Raw genomic sequence first — 26,512 nt, forward strand, 5'->3', positions numbered from 1 at the left:
GCCTCCGCCGACGCGTTCGGCGAGCGCCGCGCCTTCCGCGATGCCGGGTTCGACTCGGTGACCGCGGTCGACCTGCGCAACCGGCTCGCCGCCGCGACCGGCCTGGTGCTGCCCTCCACCCTGGTCTTCGACCACCCGAACCCCGCCGCGCTCGCGGGCCGCCTGGAGGAGGCCGCGCTCGGCGCCGGGGACGGGGCGCAGCAGTACTCGTCAGGCCCGGCGGGCAGCGCCACCGACGGCGACCCGATCGCCGTGATCGGCATGAGCTGCCGCTACCCGGGTGGCGCCGACACCCCCGAGGCGCTGCTGCGGCTCGCGCTCGACGGCGTCGACGCGATCACCGGGTTCCCCGCGGGCCGCGGCTGGGACGCCGCCGCCCTGCACGACCCCGACCCGGACCGGCCGCACCTACTCCGTGCAGGGCGGATTCCTGCACACCGCCGCCGACTTCGACGCCGGGTTCTTCGGGATCTCCCCGCGCGAGGCGACCGCGATGGACCCGCAGCAACGGATGCTGCTGGAGACCTCGTGGGAGGCGTTCGAGCGCGCCGGGATCGCCCCCGCGTCGCTGCGCGGCAGCAGCACCGGCACCTTTGTCGGCGCCACCTACCAGGACTACGCGACGACGATGGCGAACGTCGCGGGCGACACCGAGACCCACATGGTCACCGGCACCGCCGCCAGCGTGCTGTCCGGCCGGGTGTCGTACCTGCTGGGCCTGGAGGGGCCCGCCGTCACCCTGGACACGGCGTGCTCGTCGTCGCTGGTCGCGATGCACCTGGCCTGCCGGTCGCTGCGCAGTGGGGAGAGCTCGCTGGCACTGGCCGGCGGCGCCGCGGTGATGGCGACCCCGCAGGCGTTCGTCGGGTTCAGCCGGCAGCGGGCACTCGCCGCCGACGGCCGCTGCAAGCCGTTCTCCGAGGCCGCCGCCGGGATGACCCTCGCCGAGGGCGTCGGCGTCGTGCTGCTGGAGCGGCTCTCCGACGCGCGCCGCCACGGGCACCCGGTGCTCGGCGTGATCCGCGGGTCGGCGATCAACCAGGACGGCGCCTCCAACGGGCTGACCGCGCCGAACGGGCCGTCACAGCAGCGTGTGATCCGCCGGGCGCTGGCCGACGCGGGACTGACCGCGGCCGACGTCGACGTCGTCGAGGCACACGGCACCGGCACCGCGCTCGGCGACCCGATCGAGGCCCAGGCGCTCCTCGCGACCTACGGCCACGACCGGGACGAGCCGCTGCGGCTGGGGTCGGTGAAGTCCGCGATCGGGCACACGCAGGCCGCCGCGGGCGTCGCCGGAGTGATCACGATGATCGCCGCGATGCGTGCCGGGGAGCTGCCCGGCATCCAGCACCTCGACGCGCCGACCAGCCACGTCGACTGGACCTCGGGGGCCGTCGAGCTGCTCACCGGCCGCACCGCGTGGCCGGAGACCGGCCGGCCGCGCCGGGCCGGGGTGTCGTCGTTCGGGATCAGCGGCACCAACGCCCACGTCCTCCTCGAACAGGCGGCCCCCGCCGAGGTGGGGGAGCCGGCAGGTACCGCGGTGGGACCCGTCCCGTGGGCGGTGTCCGCCCGCTCGGCCGACGCGCTGCGCGCCCAGGCGGCCCGGCTGCGCGACGCCGCCGGGCGCGACCTGCTGGCCCCGGCCCGGACCGGGCACGCCCTGGCCACGACCCGCGCCGCCTTCGACCACCGCGCCGTCGTCGTGGGGGAGACGCCCGACGAGCTCGCCCGCGGCCTGACAGCACTGGCCGACGGCACCTCCGCGGCCGGGCTGGTCACCGGCACCGCCGCCGAGGACCCCGCCGGTCCCGTCTTCGTGTTCCCGGGGCAGGGCGCCCAGTGGTGGGGGATGGGCCGCGAGCTGCTCGCGACCTCCGAGGCGTTCCGCACCGCGGTCGACGACTGCGCCGCCGCGCTGGCCCCGCACGTCGACTGGTCGCTGCACGACGTCCTCACCGGCGACGGCGACCCGGCGCTGCTGGAGCGCGTCGACGTCGTCCAGCCCGCGCTGTTCGCGATGATGGTCGGCCTCGCCGCGGTCTGGCGCGCCCACGGCGTCGAGCCGGCCGCGGTCGTCGGGCACTCGCAGGGCGAGATCGCCGCCGCGTACGTGGCGGGTGCGCTCGACCTCGACGACGCGGCCCGCGTGGTGGCGCTGCGCAGCCGCGCGCTGCCGCGATTGTCCGGGCGCGGCGGGATGGTGTCGGTCGCGGCGCCCGCCGGCCGGGTCACGGAGCTGATCGCCCCCTGGGACGGCGCGCTGTCGGTCGCCGCGGTGAACGGGCCGTCGTCGGTGGTCGTCTCCGGCGACGCGGGCGCGCTCGACGAACTGCTGCCCGCCTGCGAGTCCGCCGGGGTCCGCGCCCGACGGGTCTCCGTCGACTACGCCTCGCACGGCCCGCACGTCGAGGCGGTGCGCGACGAGCTCGCCGAGGTACTCGCCCCCGTCACCCCGCGCACGCCTGCGGTGCCGTTCTACTCCACCGTCACCGGCGGGCGCCTCGACACCGCCGAGGACGGCGGCGTCGACGGCACCTACTGGTACACGAACCTCCGGCACACCGTCCGGATGCAGGACGCGACCGAGGCCCTCCTCGTGGCCGGGCACCGGATCTTCGTCGAGGTCAGCCCGCACCCGGTGCTCGCGGGGCCGATCCAGGAGACCCAGGAGGTGGCCGACCCCGACGGCACCGCCGCCGCGGTCGTGCTGGGCACGCTGCGCCGCGACGAGGGCGGACCCGCCCGGGTGCTGACCTCGCTGGCCGAGGCGTACGTGCACGGCGCCGCCGTCGGCTGGACGACGACCCTGCCCGCCACCGGTGGCGGTCACGTCGACCTGCCGACCTACGCGTTCCGGCGCCGCACCTACTGGCCCGAGCCGAAGGCGGACCCGTCGGGTGCCGCCGACGACGCCGCGTTCTGGGACCTCGTCGACGGCCAGGACCCGGCGGCGTTCGCGGACGCGCTCGGCGTGCCCGGCGGCGCCCTCGACACCGTGCTGCCGGCGCTGTCCGCCTGGCGCGCCGGGTCCCGCGCCCGCACCCGCGCGAACGACCTGCGCTACCGCGTCGACTGGGCCCCGGTCCCGGAGCCCGCCGCGGGCCCGCCCGCCGGGCGGGTGCTGATCGTGGGCGACGGACCGGCTACCGGCACCGCGGACGACGGGCTGCTCGACGCGTTCGGCCCTGGCGCCGTCCCCGTCACCGACCCCGGTACCGGGCGCGCGGGGTGGGCCGCCGAGCTGGCCCGGCACGCCGCCGACGGCCCGGTCACCGCGGTCGTGGCACTCCCGGACACGACGGGACGACCGCACCCCGACCACCCGGGCGTCCCCGCCGCGCTGGCCCGGACCCTCGCGCTCGTCCAGGCACTCGGCGACGCCGGGGTCACGGCGCCGCTGTGGTGCCTGACCCGCGGCGCCGTCGGTACCACGCCCGGGGACGCCGTCACCGCTCCCGAGCAGGGCACCCTGTGGGGTCTCGGCCGGGTCGTCGCCCTCGAGCACCCCGACCGGTGGGGCGGGCTGATCGACCTGCCCGCCGGCCCGGACGCCCGGACCGCGCAGCGGGTCGCCGCGCTGGTCGCCGGGGCCGGGACCGAGGACCAGCTCGCGGTCCGCGCCCACGGTCTCCTCGCCCGCCGGCTCACCCACGCCGCACCGGCCGCACCGCGCCCCGGGCGCGGCGGCTGCGACCGCGGCACCGTGCTGGTGACCGGCGGCACCGGTGGCATCGGCGGGCGGACGGCGCTGCGGGCCGCCGAGCGCGGCGCCGGGCACCTGCTGCTGACCAGCCGCCGCGGTGAGGACGCCCCCGGCGCGGCGGCGCTGCGCACCGAACTGGAGGCGCTCGGCGCGCGGGTCACGATCGCCGCCTGCGACGCCGCCGACCGCGACGCGCTCGCCGCCCTGCTGGACGGACTGCCCGCGGACCTGCCGCTGACGGCCGTCGTGCACTCGGCGGGCGTCGCCGACGGGGACGCCCCCGTGGCGGACCTGACCGTGGAGCAGCTCGACGCGCTCCTGCGGTCCAAGCTGACGGCGGCCCGGAACCTGCACGAGCTCACCCGCGACACCGAGCTGGACGCGTTCGTGCTGTTCTCCTCCGGCGCCGCCGTGTGGGGCAGCGGCGGCCAGCCCGGCTACGCCGCGGCCAACGCCTACCTCGACGCCCTCGCCGCACACCGCCGCGGGCTCGGCCTGCCGGCGACGTCGGTCGCCTGGGGCACGTTCGGCGAGGTCGGCATGGCCACCGATCCCGAGGTGCACGAGCGGCTGCACCGCCAGGGCGTCCCGGCGATGGACCCGGCCGACGCACTGTCCACGCTGGAGCTGGCGCTCGGCGAGGGCGACACCGCGGTGGCGGTGACGCGCATGGACTGGGAGGTCTTCGCGCCGAGCTTCACCGCGCTGCGTCCCAGCCCACTGCTGGGCACGGTGCCCGAGGCGGTCGCCGCGCTCGCCGACGGGCAGGCCACGGTCCCCGGCGACACCGGCGCGGACGCGGCCGTCCCACCGCTGCGCGGCCGCCTGGAGGCACTGCCGACCGCCGAGCGGGCCCGGGCGCTGGTCGAGGCGGTCCGCGGCGAGGCGGCGGCCACCCTCGGCCACAGCGGCACCGACGGCACCGACGCGATTCCTGCCGGGCGCGCGTTCCGCGACGTCGGGTTCGACTCGGTGACCGCGGTGGAGCTGCGCAACCGGCTCCGCGCCGGGCTCGGGCTGTCGCTGCCCGCGGCGCTCGTCTTCGACCACCCGACACCCACCGACCTGGCCCGCCACCTGGGGACGCTGCTGTTCGGCGACACCCCCGGCGAGCAGGGCACCACCCGAGCCGACGATCCCGACGCCCACATCCGCGAGGTCCTCGCCTCCGTCCCCGTCGGACGGCTGCGACGGGCCGGACTGCTGGACATGGTGCTGGGCCTCGCCGACGCCGACCCCGGTGCCGCCGACGAACCCGACCCCGACGCGGGCCGGACCGAGGAGCACGGCACGGAGTCCCTCGACGACATGGACGCCGAAGCGCTGCTGCGGCTCGTCACCGAGAACTCGGCGAACTGAACGACAAGCAGGAGATTCTGATGAGCACGTCGGACCAGAAGTACGTCGAGGCACTCCGGTCGTCCCTCAAGGAGGTCGAGCGGCTCCGTCGGCAGAACGAGCAGCTGGTCGCGGCCGCGGCCGAGCCGGTCGCGGTCGTCGGGATCGGCTGCCGCTTCCCCGGCGGCGTCGCCTCCCCGGAGGACCTGTGGGACGTCGTCGCCCAGGGCCGGGACGTCCTCGGGCCGTTCCCGGCCGACCGCGGCTGGGACCTCGACGCGCTCGCCGGTGACGGCGAGGGCGGCAGCCTGGCCCAGGTCGGCGGGTTCGTCGACGACGTCGCCGGGTTCGACCCGGGCTTCTTCGGGATCTCCCCGCGCGAGGCCGTCGCGATGGACCTGCAGCAGCGGATCCTCCTGGAGATCACCTGGGAGGCCCTGGAGCGGGCCGGCATCGACCCGTCGTCGCTGCGCGGCACCGACACCGGCGTGTTCGTCGGCACCACCGGCCAGGACTACGGCGAGGTGATCCGCGCGTCCGACGAGGACGTGGCCGTCTACTCGACGACCGGGCACGCCGCGAGCGTCATCTCCGGGCGGCTGTCCTACACCCTGGGCGCCGAGGGCCCGGCCGTCACCGTCGACACCGGCTGCTCGTCGTCGCTCGTCGCGATGCACCAGGCGGTGCAGGCGCTGCGCGCCGGCGAGTGCGGGGTGGCGCTGGCCGGCGGTGCGTCGGTCATGGCCACCCCCGGCCCGTTCGTCTCCTTCACCGCGCAGAGCGGCCTGGCCGCCGACGGCCGCTGCAAGCCGTTCGCCGACGGTGCCGACGGCACCGGCTGGGCCGAGGGCGCCGGGATGCTCGTGCTGATGCGGCTCTCCGACGCGCGCCGGGAGGGCCGCGACGTGCTCGCCGTCCTGCGCGGGTCGGCGATCAACCAGGACGGCGCCTCCAACGGCCTGACCGCCCCCAACGGCCCGTCCCAGCAGCGGGTGATCCGGGCCGCGCTGGAGAGCGCGCGCCTGGGCTCCGGCGACGTCGACGCCGTCGAGGCACACGGCACCGGCACCACGCTGGGCGACCCGATCGAGGCGCAGGCGCTGCTCGCCACGTACGGCGCGGAGCGCGCGCACCCGCTGCTGCTCGGCTCGGTGAAGTCCAACATGGGCCACACCCAGGCCGCGTCGGGCGTCGCAGGCGTCATCAAGATGATCATGGCCTTGCGGCACGGGGTGCTGCCCCGCAGCCTGCACGCCGAGCGTCCCTCGGCCGACGTCGACTGGACCGCGGGCGCCGTCGAGCTGCTCGACGGCGCCGTCGACTGGCCGGAGACCGGCCGCCCGCGCCGCGCAGGCGTCTCCTCGTTCGGGATCAGCGGCACCAACGCGCACGTCATCCTGGAGCAGGCCCCGGAGACCGACGAGCAGGCACCCGCCGCCGACGTCCCCGCCCCCGCCGTGGTGCCGTGGCCGCTGTCCGCCCGCACCGCCACCGCCCTGGACACCCTGCGCACCCGGCTCACCACGGCGGCCGCCGGCGTCCGGCCGCTCGACGTCGGCGCCTCGCTGGCCACCGGCCGCGCCACCTTCGAGCACCGCGCCGTGCTGCTCGGCTCCGGGGACGACGCGACCGAGATCGCCCGCGGCGTCGCCGGGGAGGGCCTGACGGCGCTCCTGTTCTCCGGGCAGGGCTCGCAGCGCCTGGGCGCAGGACGGGAGCTGCACGCGCGGTTCCCGGTGTTCGCCGAGGCGTTCGACGAGACCGCCGCGCTGCTCGACGCCGCGCTGCCCGACACCGGCCGCACCCTGCGCGACGTGCTGTGGGGCACGGACGCCGACGCCCTCGACGACACCGGCTGGGCGCAGCCCGCGCTGTTCGCGATCGAGGTCGCCCTGTACCGGCTGGTCGCCTCGCTGGGCGTGACCCCGGACCTGGTCGGCGGGCACTCGATCGGTGAGATCGCCGCCGCGCACGTCGCCGGCGTCCTGTCGCTGCACGACGCCTGCACGCTCGTCGCCGCCCGCGCCCGGCTCCTGGCCGCGCTGCCGCGCGGCGGCGCGATGCTCGCCGTCGGCGCGACCGAGGACGAGGTCGCCGCCCTGCTCACCGACGGGGTCTCGCTCGCCGCGGTCAACGGGCCGTCGTCGGTCGTGGTGGCCGGCGACGCCGACGGGATCACCACCATCGAGGGGCACGCCCGCGCCCAGGAGTGGCGCACCACCCGGCTGCGGGTGTCGCACGCGTTCCACTCGCCGCTGATGGACCCGATGCTCGACGAGTTCCGCGCCGTCGCCGCCGGTCTCACGTATAACGAGCCGCGGATCCCGGTCGTCTCCAACCTGACCGGCTCGGTCGCCGAGGTCGCCGACATCCGCTCCGCCGACTACTGGGTGCGGCACGTCCGCGGCACCGTCCGCTTCGCCGACGGCGTCGCCGCCCTCACCGCGCGCGGCGTCACCACGCTGGTCGAGCTCGGCCCCGACGGCGTGCTCTCCGGCATGGCGCAGGAGTCCCTGCCCGAGGGCGCCGTCGCCGTGCCGCTGCTGCGCCGCGACCGTGGCGAGGAGCTGTCGCTGGTCACCGGCCTCGCGACGGCCCACGTCCGCGGGGCGACGGTGGACTGGGCCCGGCTGTTCGACGGCACCGGTGCGACCCGGGTCGACCTGCCCACCTATCCGTTCGAGCACACCCGCTACTGGCCGGCGCCCGGGCGGGGCGCCCGGGACGTCACCGCCGCCGGGCTCGGCACGGCCGGCCACCCGCTGCTCGGCTCCGCCGTCGAGCTCGCGGGCGACGACGGCGTGCTGTTCGCCGGCCGGCTGTCCGTCCGCACCCACCCGTGGCTCGCCGACCACGGCGTGCAGGGCCGGGCGCTGCTGCCCGGCACCGCGTTCGTCGAGCTGGCCGTGCGGGCCGGTGACGAGGTCGGCTGCACCCGCGTCGAGGAGCTGACCCTCGCCGCGCCGCTGGTGCTGCCCGAGCGCGGCGGCGTGCGCGTGCAGGTCCGGGTCGGCCCCGAGGACGTCCGCGGGCGCCGCACCCTCGGCGTGTTCTCCCGCCCGGAGGACGCCGACGGCCTGCCCTGGTCGCAGCACGCCACCGGTGTGCTCGGCGCGGGAGCCCCCGCCTCCGACGGGTTCGACGCGACCGCCTGGCCGCCGGCCGGTGCCGAGCCGGTCGACCTCGACGGCTGCTACGAGCGCCTCGCCGGGATCGGGTTCGACTACGGGCCCGCCTTCCGCGGGCTGCGCGCCGCGTGGCGCCGCGACGGCGAGGTCTTCGCCGAGGTCACGCTGCCCGACGACGCCGGGACCGACGCGACCGACTTCGGCCTGCACCCCGCCCTGCTCGACGCCGCGCAGCACGCCGCCGCCTACGGCGACCTCGGCGCGATCAGCCGCGGCGGCCTGCCCTTCACCTGGGAGGGCGTGCAGCTGCTCGCCGCCGGGGCCGGCACCGTCCGGGCCCGGATCGCGGCTGCCGGCGACGACACCGTCACGATCTCGGTGCACGACGCCGCGGGCGGGCCCGTGCTGTCCGTGGACTCGCTGGTCTCCCGCGAGGTCCCCGCGGGCACCGGCACCGACCGCCACGACGACGCGCTGTTCCGCCAGGAGTGGACCCCGCTGCGCGACGGCACCGGGCAGGCCCCGGCGGCGGTCGCCGTCGTCGGTCCCGAGGCGGGTGGCCCCGGCCCGGTCGGCACCGCCGCGCTGCGGGCCGCCGGGATCCCGGTGCGCACCTACCCCGACCTGGCCGCGCTGGCCGCGTCCGGCGAACCCGTCCCCGAGCTGGTGCTGGCCGGGACCGTCCCCACCGTGCCCTGCCGCGGCACCGTCGCCGACGCCACCCGTGCGGGCACCGCCGCGACCCTGGAGCTGGTCCAGCAGTGGCTCGCCGGCGCCGAGTTCGCCGACGCCCGCCTCGTGCTGCTCACCCGCGGCGCCACCGACGGCACCGACCTGGCCGCCGCCGCGACCCACGGCCTCGTCCGCACCGCCCGCACCGAGAACCCCGGCCGGCTCGCGGTGCTCGACCTGCCCGACGACGCCACCGGCGCTGACCCGGCCGTCGACACCGCCGCGCTGGTCTCCGCGCTGGCCGCCGCGGCCGACGAGCCCGATCTCGCCGTCCGCGCCGACACCGTGCTCGTGCCGCGGCTCGTCCGCGTCCCGGCCGGCGCCGAGCCGCACCACTGGGACCCCGACGGCACCGTCCTGATCACCGGCGGGACCGGCGGGCTCGGTGGCGTCCTGGCCCGGCACCTCGTCGCCGAGCGCGGCGTGCGGCACCTGCTGCTGGCCGGCCGCCGCGGCCCGGACGCCCCCGGCGCCGCCGGGCTGGTCGACGAGCTGTCCGCGCTGGGCGCGACCGCCCGCGCCGTCGCCTGCGACGTCACCGACCGCGCCGCGCTCGCCGCGCTGCTCGCCGGCGTCCCGGACGCGCACCCGCTGACCGGCGTCGTGCACACCGCGGGCGTCGTCGACGACGGCGTGATCGGGTCCCTGACCCCGGAGCGCCTCGACACCGTGCTCCGCCCGAAGGCCGACGCGGCCTGGCACCTGCACGAGCTCACCCGCGACCTCGACCTGGACGCGTTCGTCCTGTTCTCCTCGGTCGCCGCCACCTTCGGCAGCCCCGGCCAGGCCAACTACGCCGCGGGCAACGCCTTCCTCGACGCGCTGGCCGTGCACCGCCGGGCGGCCGGACTGCCCGCCGTCGCGCTCGCCTGGGGCCCGTGGAGCCGCGCCGTCGGCATGACCGGCTCGCTCAGCGACGTCGACGTCGAGCGCATCGCCCGCTCCGGGATGCCGCCGCTGACCCCGGAGCAGGGGACCGCCCTGTTCGACGCCGCGCTCGCCGTCACCGGTGACGCCACGTCCGCCGCGCTCGCCCCGGTCCGGCTCGACCTGCCCGCCCTGCGCGCCCAGGGTGAGCCGGCGCCGCTGCTGCGCGGCCTGATCCGCCGCCCCGCCCGCCGCGCCGCCGCGCAGGCGTCGCCGTCGGCCGGTGACCTCGCCGCCCGGCTCGGCGGGCTGGACGCCGCCGGCCGCCGCGAGGCGCTGCTCGACCTGGTCCGCGACCGGATCGCCCAGGTCCTCGGGCACGCCGACCCCGGCCAGGTCGAGACCGGCCGCCAGTTCCAGGACCTCGGCTTCGACTCGCTCACCGCGGTCGAGCTGCGCAACGGCCTGAACGCCGCCACCGGGCTGCGGCTGCCCGCGACGATGGTCTTCGACTACCCGACGGCGGGCGCGCTCGCCGACCACCTGCGCGACGAGCTGCTCGGCACCGGCACCGGCACCGGCACCGACACCGCCGACGCCGCCGTCCCGGCCGCCCCGGTCCCGGTCGCCGCGGTCGCCGACGACCCGGTCGTCGTCGTCGGGATGGCGTGCCGCTACCCGGGCGGGGTCGCCTCGCCCGAGGACCTGTGGCGGCTCGTCGGCGACGGCGCCGACGCGACCGGCCCCTTCCCGACCGACCGCGGCTGGGACCTGGCGAACCTGTTCGACCCGGACCCGGACCGCCCCGGGCACACCCACGTCCGCGCCGGCGGGTTCCTGCACACCGCCCCCGAGTTCGACGCCGGGTTCTTTCGGGATGAGCCCTCGCGAGGCGCTGTCCACCGACTCGCAGCAGCGGCTGCTGCTGGAGACGAGCTGGGAGGCGGTGGAGCGGGCCGGGATCGACCCGACCAGCCTGCGCGGCAGTGCAACCGGTGTGTTCGCCGGTGTCATGTACAACGACTACGGCACCACGCTGACCGGCGACGAGCACGAGGCGTTCCGCGGCAACGGCAGCGCCCCCAGCGTCGCGTCCGGCCGGGTCTCCTACACCCTCGGGCTGGAGGGACCGGCCGTCACCGTCGACACCGCGTGCTCGTCGTCGCTGGTCGGGATGCACCTCGCCGCGCAGGCGCTGCGGGCGGGGGAGTGCACGCTCGCCCTCGCCGGCGGCGTCACCGTCATGTCGACCCCCAGCACGTTCGTCGACTTCTCCCGCCAGCGCGGGCTCGCCCCCGACGGCCGCTCCAAGGCCTTCGCCGCCGCCGCCGCCGACGGCGTCGCCTGGTCCGAGGGCGTCGGCATGCTCGTCCTGGAGCGGCGGTCCGACGCGCTCCGCAACGGCCACGAGATCCTCGCGGTGCTGCGCGGGTCGGCGGTCAACCAGGACGGCGCGTCCAACGGCCTCACCGCGCCGAACGGGCCGTCGCAGCAGCGGGTGATCCGCCGGGCCCTGGCCAACGCCGGGCTGGCCGCCGGCGACGTGGACGTCGTCGAGGCGCACGGCACCGGCACCACCCTGGGCGACCCGATCGAGGCCCAGGCTCTGATCGCGACCTACGGCCGCGACCGGGACCCGGAGCGGCCGCTGCTGCTCGGGTCGGTCAAGTCCAACCTCGGGCACACCCAGGCCGCCGCCGGTGTCGCCGGCGTCATCAAGATGGTGCTCGCCATGCGGCACGGGGTCCTGCCCCGCACGCTGCACATGGACGCGCCGTCGTCGCACGTGGACTGGTCCGACGGCACCGTCGAACTGCTCACCGAGCAGGTGGCCTGGCCGGACACCGGCCGCGCCCGCCGCGCCGGTGTGTCGTCGTTCGGGATCAGCGGCACCAACGCCCACGTCATCGTCGAGCAGCCTGCCCCGGTCGTGACGCCCGCCGTCACCACCGGCTCGCGGGAGCTCCCGGCCGTGCCGTGGGCGCTGTCCGGCGCCTCCGCCGACGCGCTGCGCGACCAGGCCGCCCGCCTCCTCACCCGCGTCCGCGACGACGAGGCACTCCGCCCCGCCGACGTCGGCTGGTCCCTGCTCAGCACCCGCGCCGCCCTCGAGCACCGCGCCGTCGTCGTCGGCAGCGGGCCGGACGAGGCGCTGCGCGGCCTGGCCGCGCTCGCCGCGGGCGAGCCCGACCCGGCCGTCGTCACCGGCAGCGCCGCCACCGGCCGCACCGCGTTCCTGTTCTCCGGGCAGGGCTCACAGCGCCTCGGCATGGGCCGGGAGCTGCACGCCCGCTACCCGGCGTTCGCCGAGGCGTTCGACGCGGCGCTGTCCGCGCTGGAGGCCGAGCTGGGCTCCGACCTACGTCCGGTCGTCTGGGGCCGCGGCGACACCGGCGAGGCCGCGCTGCACGAGACCGGCGCCACCCAGCCCGCGCTGTTCGCGCTGGAGGTGGCGCTGTACCGGCTGCTGGAGTCGTGGGGCGTCACCCCGGACCTGGTCGCGGGCCACTCCGTCGGCGAGATCGCCGCCGCGCACGTGGCGGGCGTGTTCACCCTCGCCGACGCCGCACGCCTGGTCGCCGCCCGCGGCACCCTCATGCAGGCGCTGCCCACCGGTGGCGCCATGGTGGCCGTCGAGGCGACCGAGGACGAGGTCGCTCCGCTGCTCACCGGCGACGACGTCGCGATCGCCGCGGTCAACGGCCCGTCCTCGGTCGTCGTCTCCGGCTCGGGTGACGCCGTCGACGCCGTCGCGGCGGTGCTCGCCGACCGCGGACGGCGGACCAGCCGGCTGCGGGTCAGCCACGCGTTCCACTCGCCGCTGATGGAGCCGATGCTCGAAGAGTTCCGGTCCGTCGTCGCCGGCTTCGATCCGGCCGCCCCCGCCGTGCCGGTGGTGTCCTCGCTGACCGGTGACCTCGCCGGTGCCGAGGAGCTGTGCGACCCCGGGTACTGGGTGCGGCACGTCCGCGAGCCTGTCCGGTTCGCCGACGCCGTCACCACCCTCACCGGCCGCGGCGCCGCCACGTTCGTCGAGATCGGGCCCGGCGGCGTGCTGTCCGCCATCGCCCAGGACTCCCTGCCCGGCAGCGGGACCGCCGTCACCGTTCCGGTGCTGCGCGGCGACCGCTCCGAGGACGTCGCCGTCGTCACCGCGCTGGCCGCGCTGCACGTCCGCGGCGTCCGCGCCGACTGGGCCGCGGTGTTCGACGGCACCGGTGTCACCCGCGTCGACCTGCCGACCTACGCCTTCCAGCACCGCCGCTACTGGCCGGGAGCCGGCGCTGCCCGCGGCGACGTCCGCTCGGCCGGGCTCGGCGCCGCCGGGCACCCGCTGCTCGGCGCCGCCGTCGCGTTCCCGGACGGCGCGGGCGCGCTGCTCACCGGCCGCCTCTCGGCGTCCGCGCAGCCGTGGCTCGCCGACCACACCGTCGCCGGCACCGTCGTGCTGCCCGGGACCGCGCTGCTGGAGCTCGCCGTCCGGGCCGGCGACGAGGTCGGCTGCACCGCCGTCGAGGAGCTCACCCTCGGCGCACCGCTGACCCTGCCCACCGGCGGCACCGTCGCCGTCCAGGTCCGGGCCGGGGCCGACGACGGGTCCGGCCGCCGGCCCGTCACCGTGCACGCCCGCCCCGGGGACACCGGCGAGTGGACCGAGCACGCCACCGGCACCCTCACCACGGCTGCGCCGGAGCCGGTGCGGTTCGACGCGACGACCTGGCCCCCGGCCGGGGCGGCCGAGCTCGACGTCGAGGGGTGCTACGAGCGGTTCGCCGACGCCGGGTTCGGTTACGGCCCGGTGTTCCGGGGTCTGACCGCGGCCTGGCAGGACGGCGACACCGTCTACGGCGAGGTGGCGCTGCCGGAGCAGGCCGACGGTGCGGCGGACGACGCCGCTCGCTTCGGGCTGCACCCCGCCCTGCTCGACGCCGCCCTGCACGCCGCGCTGCTCACCGGCGACGGCACCGGCGGGCTGCCGTGGGCCTGGGAGGACGTCACCCTGCACGCCACCGGTGCGACCGCGCTGCGGGTGCGCCTGGAGCCCGCCGACGGCGGCGGTCTGACCGTCGCGGTCGCCGACCCCGGCGGGCAGCCCGTCGCGACCGCCGGACGCCTGCTGGCCCGCCCGGTCGATCCCGCTGCCCTCGGCACCGGCGCGGCCGTGCGCGACGCCCTGTTCCGGCTCGACTGGACCCCCGTCACCCCGTCCGCCGGTGCGGAGACCGTGCCGTTCGCGGTGCTCGGCGCCGCAGGCGACCCCGTCACCGACGCGCTCGCCGACGGGCGCACCCGGTACGACTCCCTCGACGCACTCCTCGCCGACGCAGCCGACGCAGCCGTCACCGGTGCCGGGGTCGCGCCCGTGCCGGCGACCGTGCTCGCCGCGGTGCCCGCAGTGCCCGCCGCGGACACCCCGCGCGACGTGCGGTCCCGGGTCGACGCCACCTCGACCTGCTCCAGCGGTGGTCGGCCGAGGACCGGCTCGCCGGGTCCCGGCTCGTGCTCGTCACCCGCGGCGCCGTCGCGACCGGCGACGAGCCCGTCGATCTCGCCGCCGCCGCGGTGTGGGGGCTGGTCCGCTCCGCGCAGACCGAGAACCCCGGTGCGTTCGGCCTGCTCGACCTCGACCCGGCCGCCGACGCCGCCGCGACCGGTGACCTGGCCGGCGCACCGGCCCTCGACGAGCCGCAGCTCGCCGTCCGCGGCGGCGAGGTCCTCGCCGCCCGCCTGACCCGCGCCTCCGCGACCGGCGGCAGGACGTGGTCGTCCGAGGGCACCGTCCTCGTCACCGGCGGCACCGGTGGACTGGGCGGGCTCGTCGCCCGCCACCTCGTCACCGCCCACGGCGTCCGGCACCTGCTGCTGACAAGCCGTTCCGGCGCGGACGCGCCGGGTGCGGCGGAGCTCGTCGCGGAGCTGGAGGATCACGGCGCGGACGTGTCGGTCGCCGCCTGCGACGTCGCCGACGCCGACGCCGTCACCGCGCTCGTCGCCGGTGTGCCCGGCGCGCACCCGGTCTCCGCGGTCGTCCACACCGCCGGTGTCCTCGACGACGGCGTGCTCGCCTCGCAGACCCCCGAGGGCCTCGCCCGCGTGCTGGCACCGAAGGTCGACGGCGCGTGGAACCTGCACCGCGCGACCCGGGACCTCGACCTGGACGCGTTCGTGCTGTTCTCCTCGGTCGCCGGGGTGTTCGGCGGCGCCGGTCAGGCGAACTACGCGGCCGGCAACGCGTTCCTCGACGCCCTCGCGGCGCACCGCGCCGCCGCCGGCCTCCCCGGCGTCTCCCTGGCCTGGGGTGCGTGGGACCAGGGCGCCGGCATGACCGCCGGTCTAGACGAGCGCGACGTCCGCCGCGCCGCGGACTCCGGGATGCCGCTGCTCGCCGCCGGCCAGGGACTCGCCCTGTTCGACGCGGCGCTCGCCACCGGCCGCCCCGCGCTCGTCCCGGTCCGGCTCGACCTGGCCACGCTCCGCCGTCGCGGGACGGTCCCGCCGCTGCTGCGCGGCCTCGTCCGCGCCCCCGCCCGCCGCGCCGCGACCGCCACGGCCGCCGCCGGCGGCCTCGCCGGGCGGCTCGGCACCCTGGACCGCGCCGAGCGGCGCGCCACCCTGCTCGACCTGGTCCGCGGCGAGGCCGCGACCGTGCTCGGGCACGGGGGCGGCGACCGCATCGACCCCGAGCTCGCGTTCCGCGACCTCGGCTTCGACTCGCTGACCGCCGTCGAGCTGCGCAACAAGCTCGGCGCCGCCACCGGCCTGCGGCTGCCCGCCACCGCGATCTTCGACTACCCGACGGTCGCCGCGCTCGCCGAGCACCTGCTCGTCGAGCTCCTCGGCCCGGACACCGACACCGGCGCCGGGACCGGCGCCGACACGGCCGGGATCGCCACGGCGGACGACCCGGTCGTCGTCGTCGGCATGAGCTGCCGGTTCCCCGGCGGCATCGGCTCGCCGGAGGACCTGTGGCGGGTGCTCGACGAGGGCACCGACGTGATCACCGGGTTCCCCACCGACCGCGGCTGGGACCTCGACGACCTGTTCGACGACGACCCCGCGCACCGCGGCACCTCCTACGCCCGCTCCGGCGGGTTCCTCGAGGACGCCTCCGGGTTCGACGCGGACTTCTTCGGGATGAGCCCGCGCGAGGCGATGGCGACCGACGCCCAGCAGCGGCTGCTGCTGGAGTCGTCGTGGGAGGCCGTCGAGCGCGCCGGGCTGGACCCGCACAGCCTGCGCGACAGCCGGACCGGCGTGTTCGCCGGCGTCATGTACTCCGGATACGGCACCCGCCTCGACGGCGACGAGTTCGAGGGCTTCCAGGGCCAGGGCAGCGCGCTGTCCGTGGCGTCGGGCCGCATCTCCTACTCGTTCGGCTTCGAGGGCCCGGCGATGACGGTGGACACCGCCTGCTCGTCGTCGCTGGTCGCCCTGCACCTCGCCGCGCAGGCCCTGCGCGGCGGGGAGTGCTCGTTGGCGCTTGCCGGCGGTGTCACCGTCATGTCGGGCCCGGAGACCTTCCTCGAGTTCTCCCGGCAGCGCGGCCTCGCCCCCGACGGGCGGTCCAAGCCGTTCTCCGAGTCCGCCGACGGTGTCGGCTGGTCCGAGGGTGTCGGCATGCTCCTGCTGGAGCGGCAGTCCGACGCGGTCCGCAACGGCCACCGCATCCTGGCCGTCGTCCGCGGGTCGGCCGTCAACCAGGACGGCGCCTCGAACGGCCTGACCGCGCCGAACGGGCCGTCGCAGCAGCGGGTGATCCGCCAGGCGCTGGCCTCCGGCGGGCTGTCCACCGCGGACGTCGACGCCGTCGAGGCCCACGGCACCGGCACCACGCTGGGCGACCCGATCGAGGCCCAGGCGCTGCTCGCGACCTACGGGCAGGACCGTGAGCAGCCGCTGCTGCTCGGGTCGGTGAAGTCCAACATGGGCCACACCCAGGCCGCCGCGGGTGTCGCAGGCGTCATCAAGATGATCATGGCGATGCGGCACGGGGTGCTGCCCCGCACGCTCGGGGTCACCGAGCCGTCGTCGCACGTCGACTGGGAGGCCGGCGCCGTCGAGCTGCTCACCGAGCAGGCGGCCTGGCCGGAGACCGGCCGTGCCCGCCGGGCCGGGATCTCGTCGTTCGGGATCAGCGGCACCAACGCGCACGTCGTGCTGGAGCAGCCGGCGCCGGTCGAGCCCGCGGACACCGCGGAGCCCGAGCCCGCACGCGACGGCCTGCTGCCGCTCGTCCTGTCCGGCAGGACCTCCGAGGCGCTGCGCGGCCAGGCCGACCGCCTGAGCGCGCACCTCGAGGACCGGCCCGGTCTGGTCCCGGCCGACGTCGCGGCGGCACTGGCCACGACCCGGTCGCGGTTCACCCACCGCGCCGCCGTCCTGGCCGGTGACCGTGACGACGCCCTGCGTGCCCTGGCCGCGCTCGCCGCGGACACCCCGGACCCGGCCGTCGTCACCGGGACGGCCCGGACCGGACGCACCGCGGTGCTGTTCTCCGGGCAGGGCTCGCAGCGGCTCGGGATGGGCCGTGAGCTGTACGGCCGGTTCCCGGTGTTCGCCGAGGCGTTCGACGCGGTCGTCGCGGCGCTGGACGCCGAGCTCGGGGGCGACCTGCGCGCCGTCGTGTGGGGCGAGGGCGACGCCGCCGAGGCCGCGCTGAACGGGACCGGCACGACTCAGCCGGCGCTGTTCGCGCTCGAGGTGGCGCTCTACCGGCTGGCGGAGTCGTGGGGGATCACCCCGGACGTCCTGGCCGGGCACTCGATCGGCGAGATCGCGGCGGCGCACGTCGCCGGGGTGTTCTCGCTGGCCGACGCCGCCCGGCTGGTCGCCGCCCGCGCCTCGCTCATGCAGGCGCTCCCGGCGGGCGGCGCGATGATCGCCGTCCGCGCGACCGAGGACGACGTCACCCCGTACGTCACCGACCGGCTGTCGGTCGCCGCGGTCAACGGCCCGGAGTCGGTCGTCGTCTCCGGCGACGAGCACGCCGTCCGCGAGGTCGCCGCCCGGTTCACCGCCGACGGGCACCGGGCCACCGCGCTGCGCGTGTCCCACGCGTTCCACTCGGCGCTGATGGACCCGATGCTCGACGAGTTCGCGGCCGTCGCCGCCGGGCTCACCTACGCCGAGCCGTCGGTCCCGGTCGTGTCGAACGTGACCGGTGCGCTCGCCGGTCCGGGGGAGCTGTGCGACCCCGGGTACTGGGTGCGGCACGTCCGCGAGGCCGTCCGCTTCGCCGACGGCGTCACCGCCCTGGAGGGCGCGGGCGTCGGCACGTTCCTCGAGCTCGGACCGGACGGCGTCCTGTCCGCGCTGGTCCGGGGCCAGGCCGCCGACGGCGCCACCGTCGTCCCGCTGCTGCGCACGGACCGCCCCGAGCCGGACGCGGCGCTCGCCGCGCTGGCCCGGCTGCACACCGCGGGCACGCCGGTCGACTGGCCGGCGCTCCTCGCGGGCGGCCGCCGGGTGCAGCTGCCCACGTACGCGTTCCAGCGGGAGCGGTACTGGCCCACCGGGCCGCTCGGCGGCGGCGCCGACCTGCGGTCGGCCGGGCTCGGCACGGCCGGGCACCCGCTGCTCGGCGCCGCCGTCGGCCTGGCCGCCGACGACGGGTTCCTGTTCACCGGGCGGATGTCGCTGCGGACCCACCCGTGGCTGGCCGACCACACCGTGGCCGGCCGGGCCGTCGTGCCCGGCACCGCGCTGCTGGAGATGGCCGTCCGCGCCGGGGACGAGGCCGGCTGCGACCGGGTCGACGAGCTCACCCTCGGCGCCCCGCTGGTCCTGCCCGCCTCCGGGTCGGTGCAGGTCCAGGTCGCCGTCACGGCACCGGACGACGACGGGCACCGCACCGTCGGCATCTGGTCGCGCCCCGGCGGCGACGGCGCCTGGACACAGCACGCCACCGGCGCGCTGAGCAGCACCGGCACTCCGGCCCCCGACGCGGCGACGGCCGAGTGGCCGCCCGCCGGGGCCGATCCGGTCGACGTCGAGGGCTGCTACGACGCGTTCGCCGGCGCCGGGTTCGGCTACGGCCCGGTGTTCCGCGGCCTGCGCGCGGCGTGGCGCCGCGGCGAGGAGCTGTTCGCCGAGGTCGCCCTGCCCGACGGGGCGGCCGAGACCGCCGACGTGTTCGGCCTGCACCCGGCCCTGCTCGACGCCGCCCTGCACACCTCCCTGCTCGCCGGGCTCGGCGACGGCGGGGCGGCGGCCCTGCCCTTCTCCTGGCAGGGCGTGACGCTGCACGCCTTCGGCGCCACGGCGCTGCGCGTCCGGCTCGCCCCGGCCGGCGCCGACGCGGTGTCGGTGCGGGCGACCGACCCGGCCGGGAGACCGGTCGTCACCGTCGAGTCGCTGCTGACCCGCGCCGTCACCGGCGACGCGGCCGTCCCCGGCGTGGGCGACGCCCTGTTCGGCGTCACCTGGCAGCCCGTCGCGGCCACCGGGGCGCCCCGGACGGTCGCGGTGCTCGGCGACGACCCCCTCGGTCTCGCCGGCCCGCTCGGCGACGCCGGCGTGACCGTCGGCACCGGCACCGGTCCCGCTGAACTCGCCGCGGGCCCCGACGTCCCCGACGTCGTCCTCCTCGGTGCCGGCGGCACCGGCGACCCCGTGGCCGGAACCCACCGGCACACCGCCGAGGTCCTGGAGACGCTGCAGGAGTGGCTCGGGCACGACGCGCTCGCCGGGTCCCGGCTGGTCGTCGTCACCCGGGGCGCACGCGACGGCAGCGACCTCGCGTCCGCCGCCGTCGCCGGGCTGGTCCGGTCGGCGCAGACCGAGAACCCCGACACCGTCGGCCACGTCGACCTGGACGGGACCGGCACCGACGGGCAGGCCCTCGCCGCGGCGCTCGCCTCCGACGAGCCGCAGCTGGCGGTCTCCGGCGGGCAGGTACTCGCCGCCCGCCTCACCCGGCTGCCGGCCGGCGGCGACCCGGCCGTCTGGACCCCGGACGGCACCGTGCTGGTCACCGGCGGCACCGGCGGCCTCGGCGCGCGGCTCGCGCGCCACCTGGTCGACGTCCACGGCGTCCGGCACCTGGTCCTGGCGGGCCGGCGCGGACCCGACGCCCCCGGCAGCGCCGAGCTGGTCGACGACCTCACGGCGCGCGGCGCCGAGGTGTCCGTGCGTGCCTGCGACGTGTCCGACCCGGCTGCGGCCGCCGCGCTGGTCGCCGCCGCCGGGGCGGAGCGGCCGCTGACCGCGGTCGTCCACACCGCCGGTGTGCTCGACGACGGCGTGCTCGCCTCGCTCACCCCCGAGCGGCTCGGCACCGCGCTGGCGCCGAAGGCCGACGCGGCCTGGCACCTGCACGAGGCGACCCGGGACCTGGACCTGGACGCGTTCGTCGCGTTCTCCTCGGTGGCGGGCGTGCTCGGCAGTGCCGGGCAGGCGAACTACGCCGCCGGCAACGCGTTCCTCGACGCCCTGATGGCACACCGCCGCGCCGCCGGCCTCCCCGGTGTCTCGCTGGCCTGGGGGCCGTGGGAGCAGGGCACCGGCATGACCGGCACCCTCGACGACGCCGAGGCGCAGCGGCTCGCCCGGTCCGGGATGCCGCCGCTGTCGGCGCAGGACGGCCTGGCGCTGTTCGACGCGGCCCTCGCCGTGAGCGGGACCGGTCACCCCCTCGTCGCGCCGGTGCGGCTGGACCTCGCGGCGCTGTCGGCGTCCGGTGAGGTGCCCGCGATCCTGCGCGGCCTGGTCCGGACCCGCACCCGCCGCGCCGCGGCCGGCGGCTCGGCGACCGTCGCGGGGCTGGTGGACCGGCTCGTCGCCCTCGGGCCCGACGAGCGCCGCCGCGAGCTGCTCGACCTGGTCCGCACCCGGATCGCACTGGTGCTGGGGCACGCGAACCCGGCCGTGGTCGACGCGGAGGCACCGTTCCGGGACCTCGGGTTCGACTCGCTCACCGCGGTCGAGCTCCGGAACCGGCTGAGCACCGCCACCGGGCTGCGGCTCACCGCGACCCTGGTGTTCGACCACCCGACCGCCACCGCGCTGGCGGAGCACCTGCACGACGAGCTGTTCGGTGCCGACGGCGCCGACGGGGCCGTGCCGGCGTCCGTGGCGCCCGCCGCCGCGGTGGCCGACGACCCGGTCGTCGTCGTCGGGATGGCGTGCCGGTTCCCCGGCGGGGTGTCCTCGCCGGAGGACCTGTGGCAGCTCGTCGGGGACGGCGTCGACGCCGTCTCCGGGTTCCCCACGAACCGGAACTGGGACATCGGGTCGGTCTACGACCCGGACCCGGAGCACGCCGGGACCTCCTACACCCGGCACGGCGGCTTCCTGCACGACGCCGGCGGGTTCGACGCCGGATTCTTCGGGATGAGCCCGCGGGAGGCGCTGTCCACCGACTCGCAGCAGCGGCTGCTGCTGGAGACGTCGTGGGAGGCGGTGGAGCGGGCCGGGATCGACCCGACCCGCCTGCGCGGCAGCGCGACCGGCGTGTTCGCCGGCGTCATGTACAGCGACTACGGCTCGCTCCTGGGCGGCAAGGAGTTCGAGGGTTTCCAGGGCCAGGGCAGCGCCGGCAGCGTCGCCTCGGGCCGGGTGTCCTACACGTTCGGGCTGGAGGGCCCGGCCGTCACCGTGGACACGGCGTGCTCGTCGTCGCTGGTGGGCATGCACCTCGCCGCGCAGGCGCTGCGGGCGGGGGAGTGCTCGCTGGCCCTCGCCGGTGGCGTCACCGTGATGTCCACGCCGGGCACGTTCGTCGAGTTCTCCCGGCAGCGGGGCCTGTCCCCGGACGGCCGCTGCAAGGCGTTCTCGGAGTCCGCCGACGGCGTCGGCTGGTCCGAGGGCGTGGGCATGCTGGTGCTGGAGCGGCGGTCCGACGCGCTGCGCAACGGTCACGAGATCCTCGCGGTGCTGCGGGGGTCGGCGGTGAACCAGGACGGCGCCTCGAACGGGCTGACGGCGCCGAACGGGCCGTCGCAGCAGCGGGTGATCCGGCGGGCGCTGGCCAACGCCGGTCTGAGCCCGTCGGACGTCGACGCCGTCGAGGCGCACGGCACCGGCACCACCCTGGGCGACCCGATCGAGGCGCAGGCGTTGATCGCGACCTACGGTCGGGACCGCGATCCGGCGCGGCCGTTGCTGCTCGGGTCGGTCAAGTCGAACCTGGGGCACACGCAGGCCGCGGCCGGTGTCGCCGGGGTGATCAAGATGGTGCTCGCCATGCGGCACGGGGTGCTGCCCCGGACGCTGCACGTGGACGCGCCGTCGTCGCACGTGGACTGGTCCGACGGCACCGTCGAGCTGCTCACCGAACAGACCGTGTGGCCGGAGACCGGGCGTGCCCGCCGGGCGGGTGTGTCGTCGTTCGGCATCAGCGGGACCAACGCGCACGTCGTGCTGGAGCAGCCCACCGCCGTCGCCGAACCGGCGGAGCCGGCCGGGCCCGCGGCGCCCGAGCCCGGCCTCGTGCCGTGGGTGCTCTCCGGCCGCTCGCCGGAGGCACTGCGCGCCCAGGCGGCGCGCCTGCGGGAGGCGCTGGACGAGCGGCCCGGCCCGCGCCGGGTCGACGTCGCCCACGCGCTCGCGACCACCCGGTCCGCGTTCGCCCACCGCGCCGTCGTCCTGGCCGCGGACGGCACCGACCCGCTCGCGGCGCTCGACGCGCTCGCCTGCGGCCGCCCCGACCCGGCGGCGGTCACCGGCGAGAGCGACGGCGGCCGCACGGCCCTGCTGTTCTCCGGGCAGGGCTCGCAGCGGCCCGGCATGGGACGGGAGCTGTACGACCGGTTCCCGGTGTTCGCCGAGGCGTTCGATGCCGTCGTCGCGGCGCTGGACGCCGAGCTCGACCCCGCCGGCGGCGGCACACCGTCGCTGCGCGAGGTGATGTGGGCGTCCGGTGACGACCGGGAGTCCGGCCGCCTCGACGAGCCCGGCTGGGCCCAGCCCGCGCTGTTCGCGATCGAGGTCGCGCTCCACCGGCTCGTCGAGTCGTGGGGGATCAGCGCGGACCTGCTGGCCGGGCACTCGATCGGTGAGATCGCCGCGGCGCACGTGGCCGGGGTGTTCTCCCTGGCCGACGCCGCCCGGCTGGTCGCAGCGCGGGCCCGTCTGATGCAGGCCCTCCCGACCGGCGGGGCGATGATCGCGGTGCAGGCAGCAGCGGACGAGGTCACGCCGCTGCTCACCGGCGACGTCGCGGTCGCCGCGGTGAACGGACCGGCCTCGGTGGTCGTGTCCGGCGCCGAGGACGACGTGCTGGCCGTCGGGAGGAGCCTCGCCGGACAGGGCAGGCGCACCACCCGGCTGCAGGTCTCGCACGCGTTCCACTCGCCGCTGATGGACCCGATGCTGGCGGAGTTCCGCGCGGTCGCGGAGCAGCTGGCCTACACCGAGCCGGTCGTTCCCGTGGTGTCGAACCTGACCGGTGCGCTCGCCGGTCCGGGGGAGCTGTGCGACCCGGAGTACTGGGTGCGCCACGTCCGGGAGGCCGTCCGGTTCGCCGACGGCGTCGCGACCCTCGACGCCGAGGGCGTCACCGCCTACCTGGAGATCGGGCCGGACGGTGTCCTGTCGGCACTGGCCGCGCAGACCGCCTCGGACGGCGCCGTCACCGTGCCGCTGCTGCGCCGCGACCGCGACGAGGAGACGACCGCCCTCACCGCGCGGGCGCAGCTGCACGCCGCCGGCCGCGCCGGCGGCTGGGACGACCTGTTCACCGGGACCCGGCCGGCCCGCGTCGACCTCCCGACGTACGCGTTCCAGCGGCAGTGGTTCTGGCCGGCGGCCCGGACCTCGGGCGGCGACGTCCGCGCGGCCGGGCTCGGCGCACCCGAGCACCCGCTGCTCGGCGCCGCCGTGGAGCTCGCGTCCGGACAGGGCGTGGTGCTCACCGGGCGGCTCTCCCGGAGCTCGCACCCGTGGCTGGCCGACCACACGGTCCTCGGCCAGGTGCTCGTCCCCGGGACCGCGCTGCTCGACATGGCGATCCGGGCCGGCGACGAGGTCGGCTGCGGCCGGGTCGAGGAGCTGACCCTGGCCGCCCCGCTGGCCCTTCCCGAGCAGGGTGCCCTGCAGGCGCAGGTCACCGTCGAAGCCCCGGACGCCGGCGGGCACCGCGGGATCGGGATCCACTCCCGGCCCGAGGGCACGGGCGACGGCGACTGGACCCGGCACGCGGCCGGTGCACTGGCGCCGGCCGGTCCCGCCGCACCGGCCGGGTTCGACGCGGCGGTGTGGCCGCCACAGGACGCCGTCGCGATCGACGCCGACGGCTGCTACGACACGTTCGCCGACGCCGGGTTCGCCTACGGCCCGGTGTTCCGCGGCCTGCGCGCGGCCTGGCGCCGCGGCGAGGAGCTGTTCGCCGAGGTCGAGCTCCCCGACGGTGCCGGTGGCACCGACGGGTTCGGCGTGCACCCGGCACTGCTCGACGCCGCGCTGCACGCGTCGCTGCTGACCGCGCTGGCCCCCGACGGCACCGGCGGGACGGGCGGCGGGGCGCTGCCCTTCTCCTGGTCCGGGGTGTCGCTGCTCGCCGGGGGAGCCGCGGTGCTGCGGGTCCGGCTCGCCCCTGCCGGGGACGGCGTGCTGTCGGTGCACGCGGTCGACGGGGCGGGCGCGTCGGTCGTGACCGTCGAGGGCCTGCACACCCGGCAGGTCGCCGCCGAGCAGCTGCGTGCCGCCCGCACCGGCCGCGACGCGCTGTTCGGTCTGGACTGGACGGTCGTCGGCGCGGCGGAGGAGGCCGCACCCGCGGTCGCCGTCGTCGGGGCCGACCCGTTCGAGCTGGCCGGGGCCGTGCCGGACGCCGTGCAGGCCGACGACCTGGCCGCGCTCGCTGCGGCCACGGACCCGGTGCCGGACGTGGTGCTGGTCCCGGTGGCGGCCGAGCCCGGCGTGACCGGACGGCCCGGCGAGGTGCGCGCCTGCACCACCCGGGTCCTGGAGCAGGTCCAGCAGTGGCTCACCACCGAGGAGTTCGAGGCGGCCCGGCTGGTGGTCGTCACCCGCGGCGCCGTCGCGGTCGACGACGGCGGCGTGCCCGACCTGGCGGCCGCCGCGGTCCGGGGCCTGGTCCGGTCGGCGGGGAACGAGAACCCCGGGGTCCTCGGCCTGCTCGACCTCGACCCGGACGCGACGGGCACCGATCCGGCGCAGCTGGCCGCGGCGCTCGCCGCGGTGTCCGAGGAGCCCGAGCTGGCACTGCGCGACGGCGAGCTGCGCGCCCCGCGCCTGGCCCGGATCGACGCGGCTCCGGAGCAGGGGAGCGGCGACGGTGGCGACGCCGACCGGGCCCCGGCTCTGCGGACCGACGGCACCGTGCTCGTCACCGGCGGGACCGGTGGGCTCGGCAGCCTGGTCGCCCGGCACCTCGTCGCGGAGCGGGGCGTGCGGGACCTGGTCCTCGCCGGCCGCCGCGGCCCGGACGCGGCCGGGGCGACGGAGCTCGTCGCCGGTCTCGAGGCGCTCGGGGCCCGGGTGCGGGTGGTGGCCTGCGACGTCGCTGACGGCGACGCCGTCAGCGCACTGGTCGCCGAGGCCGGGCGGGAGCGCCCGCTCCGCGCGGTCGTGCACACCGCCGGCGTCCTCGACGACGGTGTGGTCGGCTCCCTCGACGCGGCCCGGCTCGACACCGTGCTGCGGCCCAAGGCCGACGCCGCGTGGCACCTGCACGAGGCGACCCGCGGCCTGGACCTCGACGCGTTCGTCCTGTTCTCCTCGGTCGCGGGCGTGCTCGGCGGTGCCGGGCAGGCCAACTACGCGGCGGGCAACGCCTACCTGGACGCGCTGGCGGCGAGCCGCCGCGCCGACGGGCTCCCCGGGCTGTCCCTGGCCTGGGGACCGTGGGAGCAGGGCAGCGGCATGACCGGCACCCTGGGCGAGGCCGAGGCGCAGCGCCTGGCCCGCTCTGGGATGCCGCCGCTGCCCGCCGGGCAGGGCCTCGAACTCTTCGACGCCCTGCTCGCGGCCGGCTCGACCGGCCGGGCGCTGGCCCTGCCGGTCCGGCTCGACCTGGCCGCGCTGCGGGCGCTCGGGGAGGTCCCGGCGCTGCTGCGGGGTCTGGTCAGGGCCCCGGCACGGCGGACCGCCACCGCGGGCGCCGCACCGGACGCCGACGCGCTGACCCGGCGGCTCACCGGGCTCGGCGCGGCCGAGCAGGACGAGATCCTGCTGGCCGTGGTCCGGGGCCAGGCGGCCGAGGTCCTCGGGCACACCGACGCCGCCGCGGTCGGGGTCCGACAGCAGTTCCAGGAGCTGGGCTTCGACTCGCTCACCGCGGTCGAGTACCGGAACCGGCTCAACGCGGCCACCGGGCTGCGGCTGCCGGCCACCCTGCTGTTCGACTTCCCGACCTCGGCCGAGGTCGTGCGACACCTGCGGAGCCGGCTCGTCGTCGCCGAGCCCGTCGGCGCCGACGCCGTCCTCGCCGCGCTCGACGGCCTGGAGCGGGCGATCGCCGGCCTCAGCGTCGACGATGAGGGGGAGCACCGCCGGGTGGCGGGCCGGATCGAGGTGCTCCGGACCAAGTGGGCCGGGGCGCGCGCCGAGGACCGGCCGTCGGAGACCGGCGACGGCGTCGACGGCGGCGAGGGCGACACCCTCGCCGACGCGTCCGACGACGACATGTTCGCCCTGCTCAACGACGAGCTCGGGCTCGGCTGACGCCGTGGTCCCGGGGTGGGGCGGCCGGTCCCGGCCGCCCTGCCCCCCCCGGGACCAGGACTAGGGATTCACCGGCCTGCCGGCCGGTTCACTGGGCGGGCCGTCCGGCAGC

Annotated in this window: 2 pseudogenes; both read left to right on the forward strand. The window is 77.7% G+C overall.

Annotated elements, in window-relative coordinates:
• Positions 1-261 precede the first annotated feature (261 nt).
• Positions 262-5,068 (forward strand): annotated as a pseudogene (locus tag Ae150APs1_RS00260) (type I polyketide synthase).
• Between the two features lie 20 nt (positions 5,069-5,088).
• Positions 5,089-26,127 (forward strand): annotated as a pseudogene (locus Ae150APs1_RS33105) (SDR family NAD(P)-dependent oxidoreductase); the annotation flags it as partial.
• Positions 26,128-26,512 lie beyond the last annotated feature (385 nt).

This window comes from Pseudonocardia sp. Ae150A_Ps1 (assembly GCF_001932315.1).
Classification (GTDB): Bacteria; Actinomycetota; Actinomycetes; order Mycobacteriales; family Pseudonocardiaceae; genus Pseudonocardia.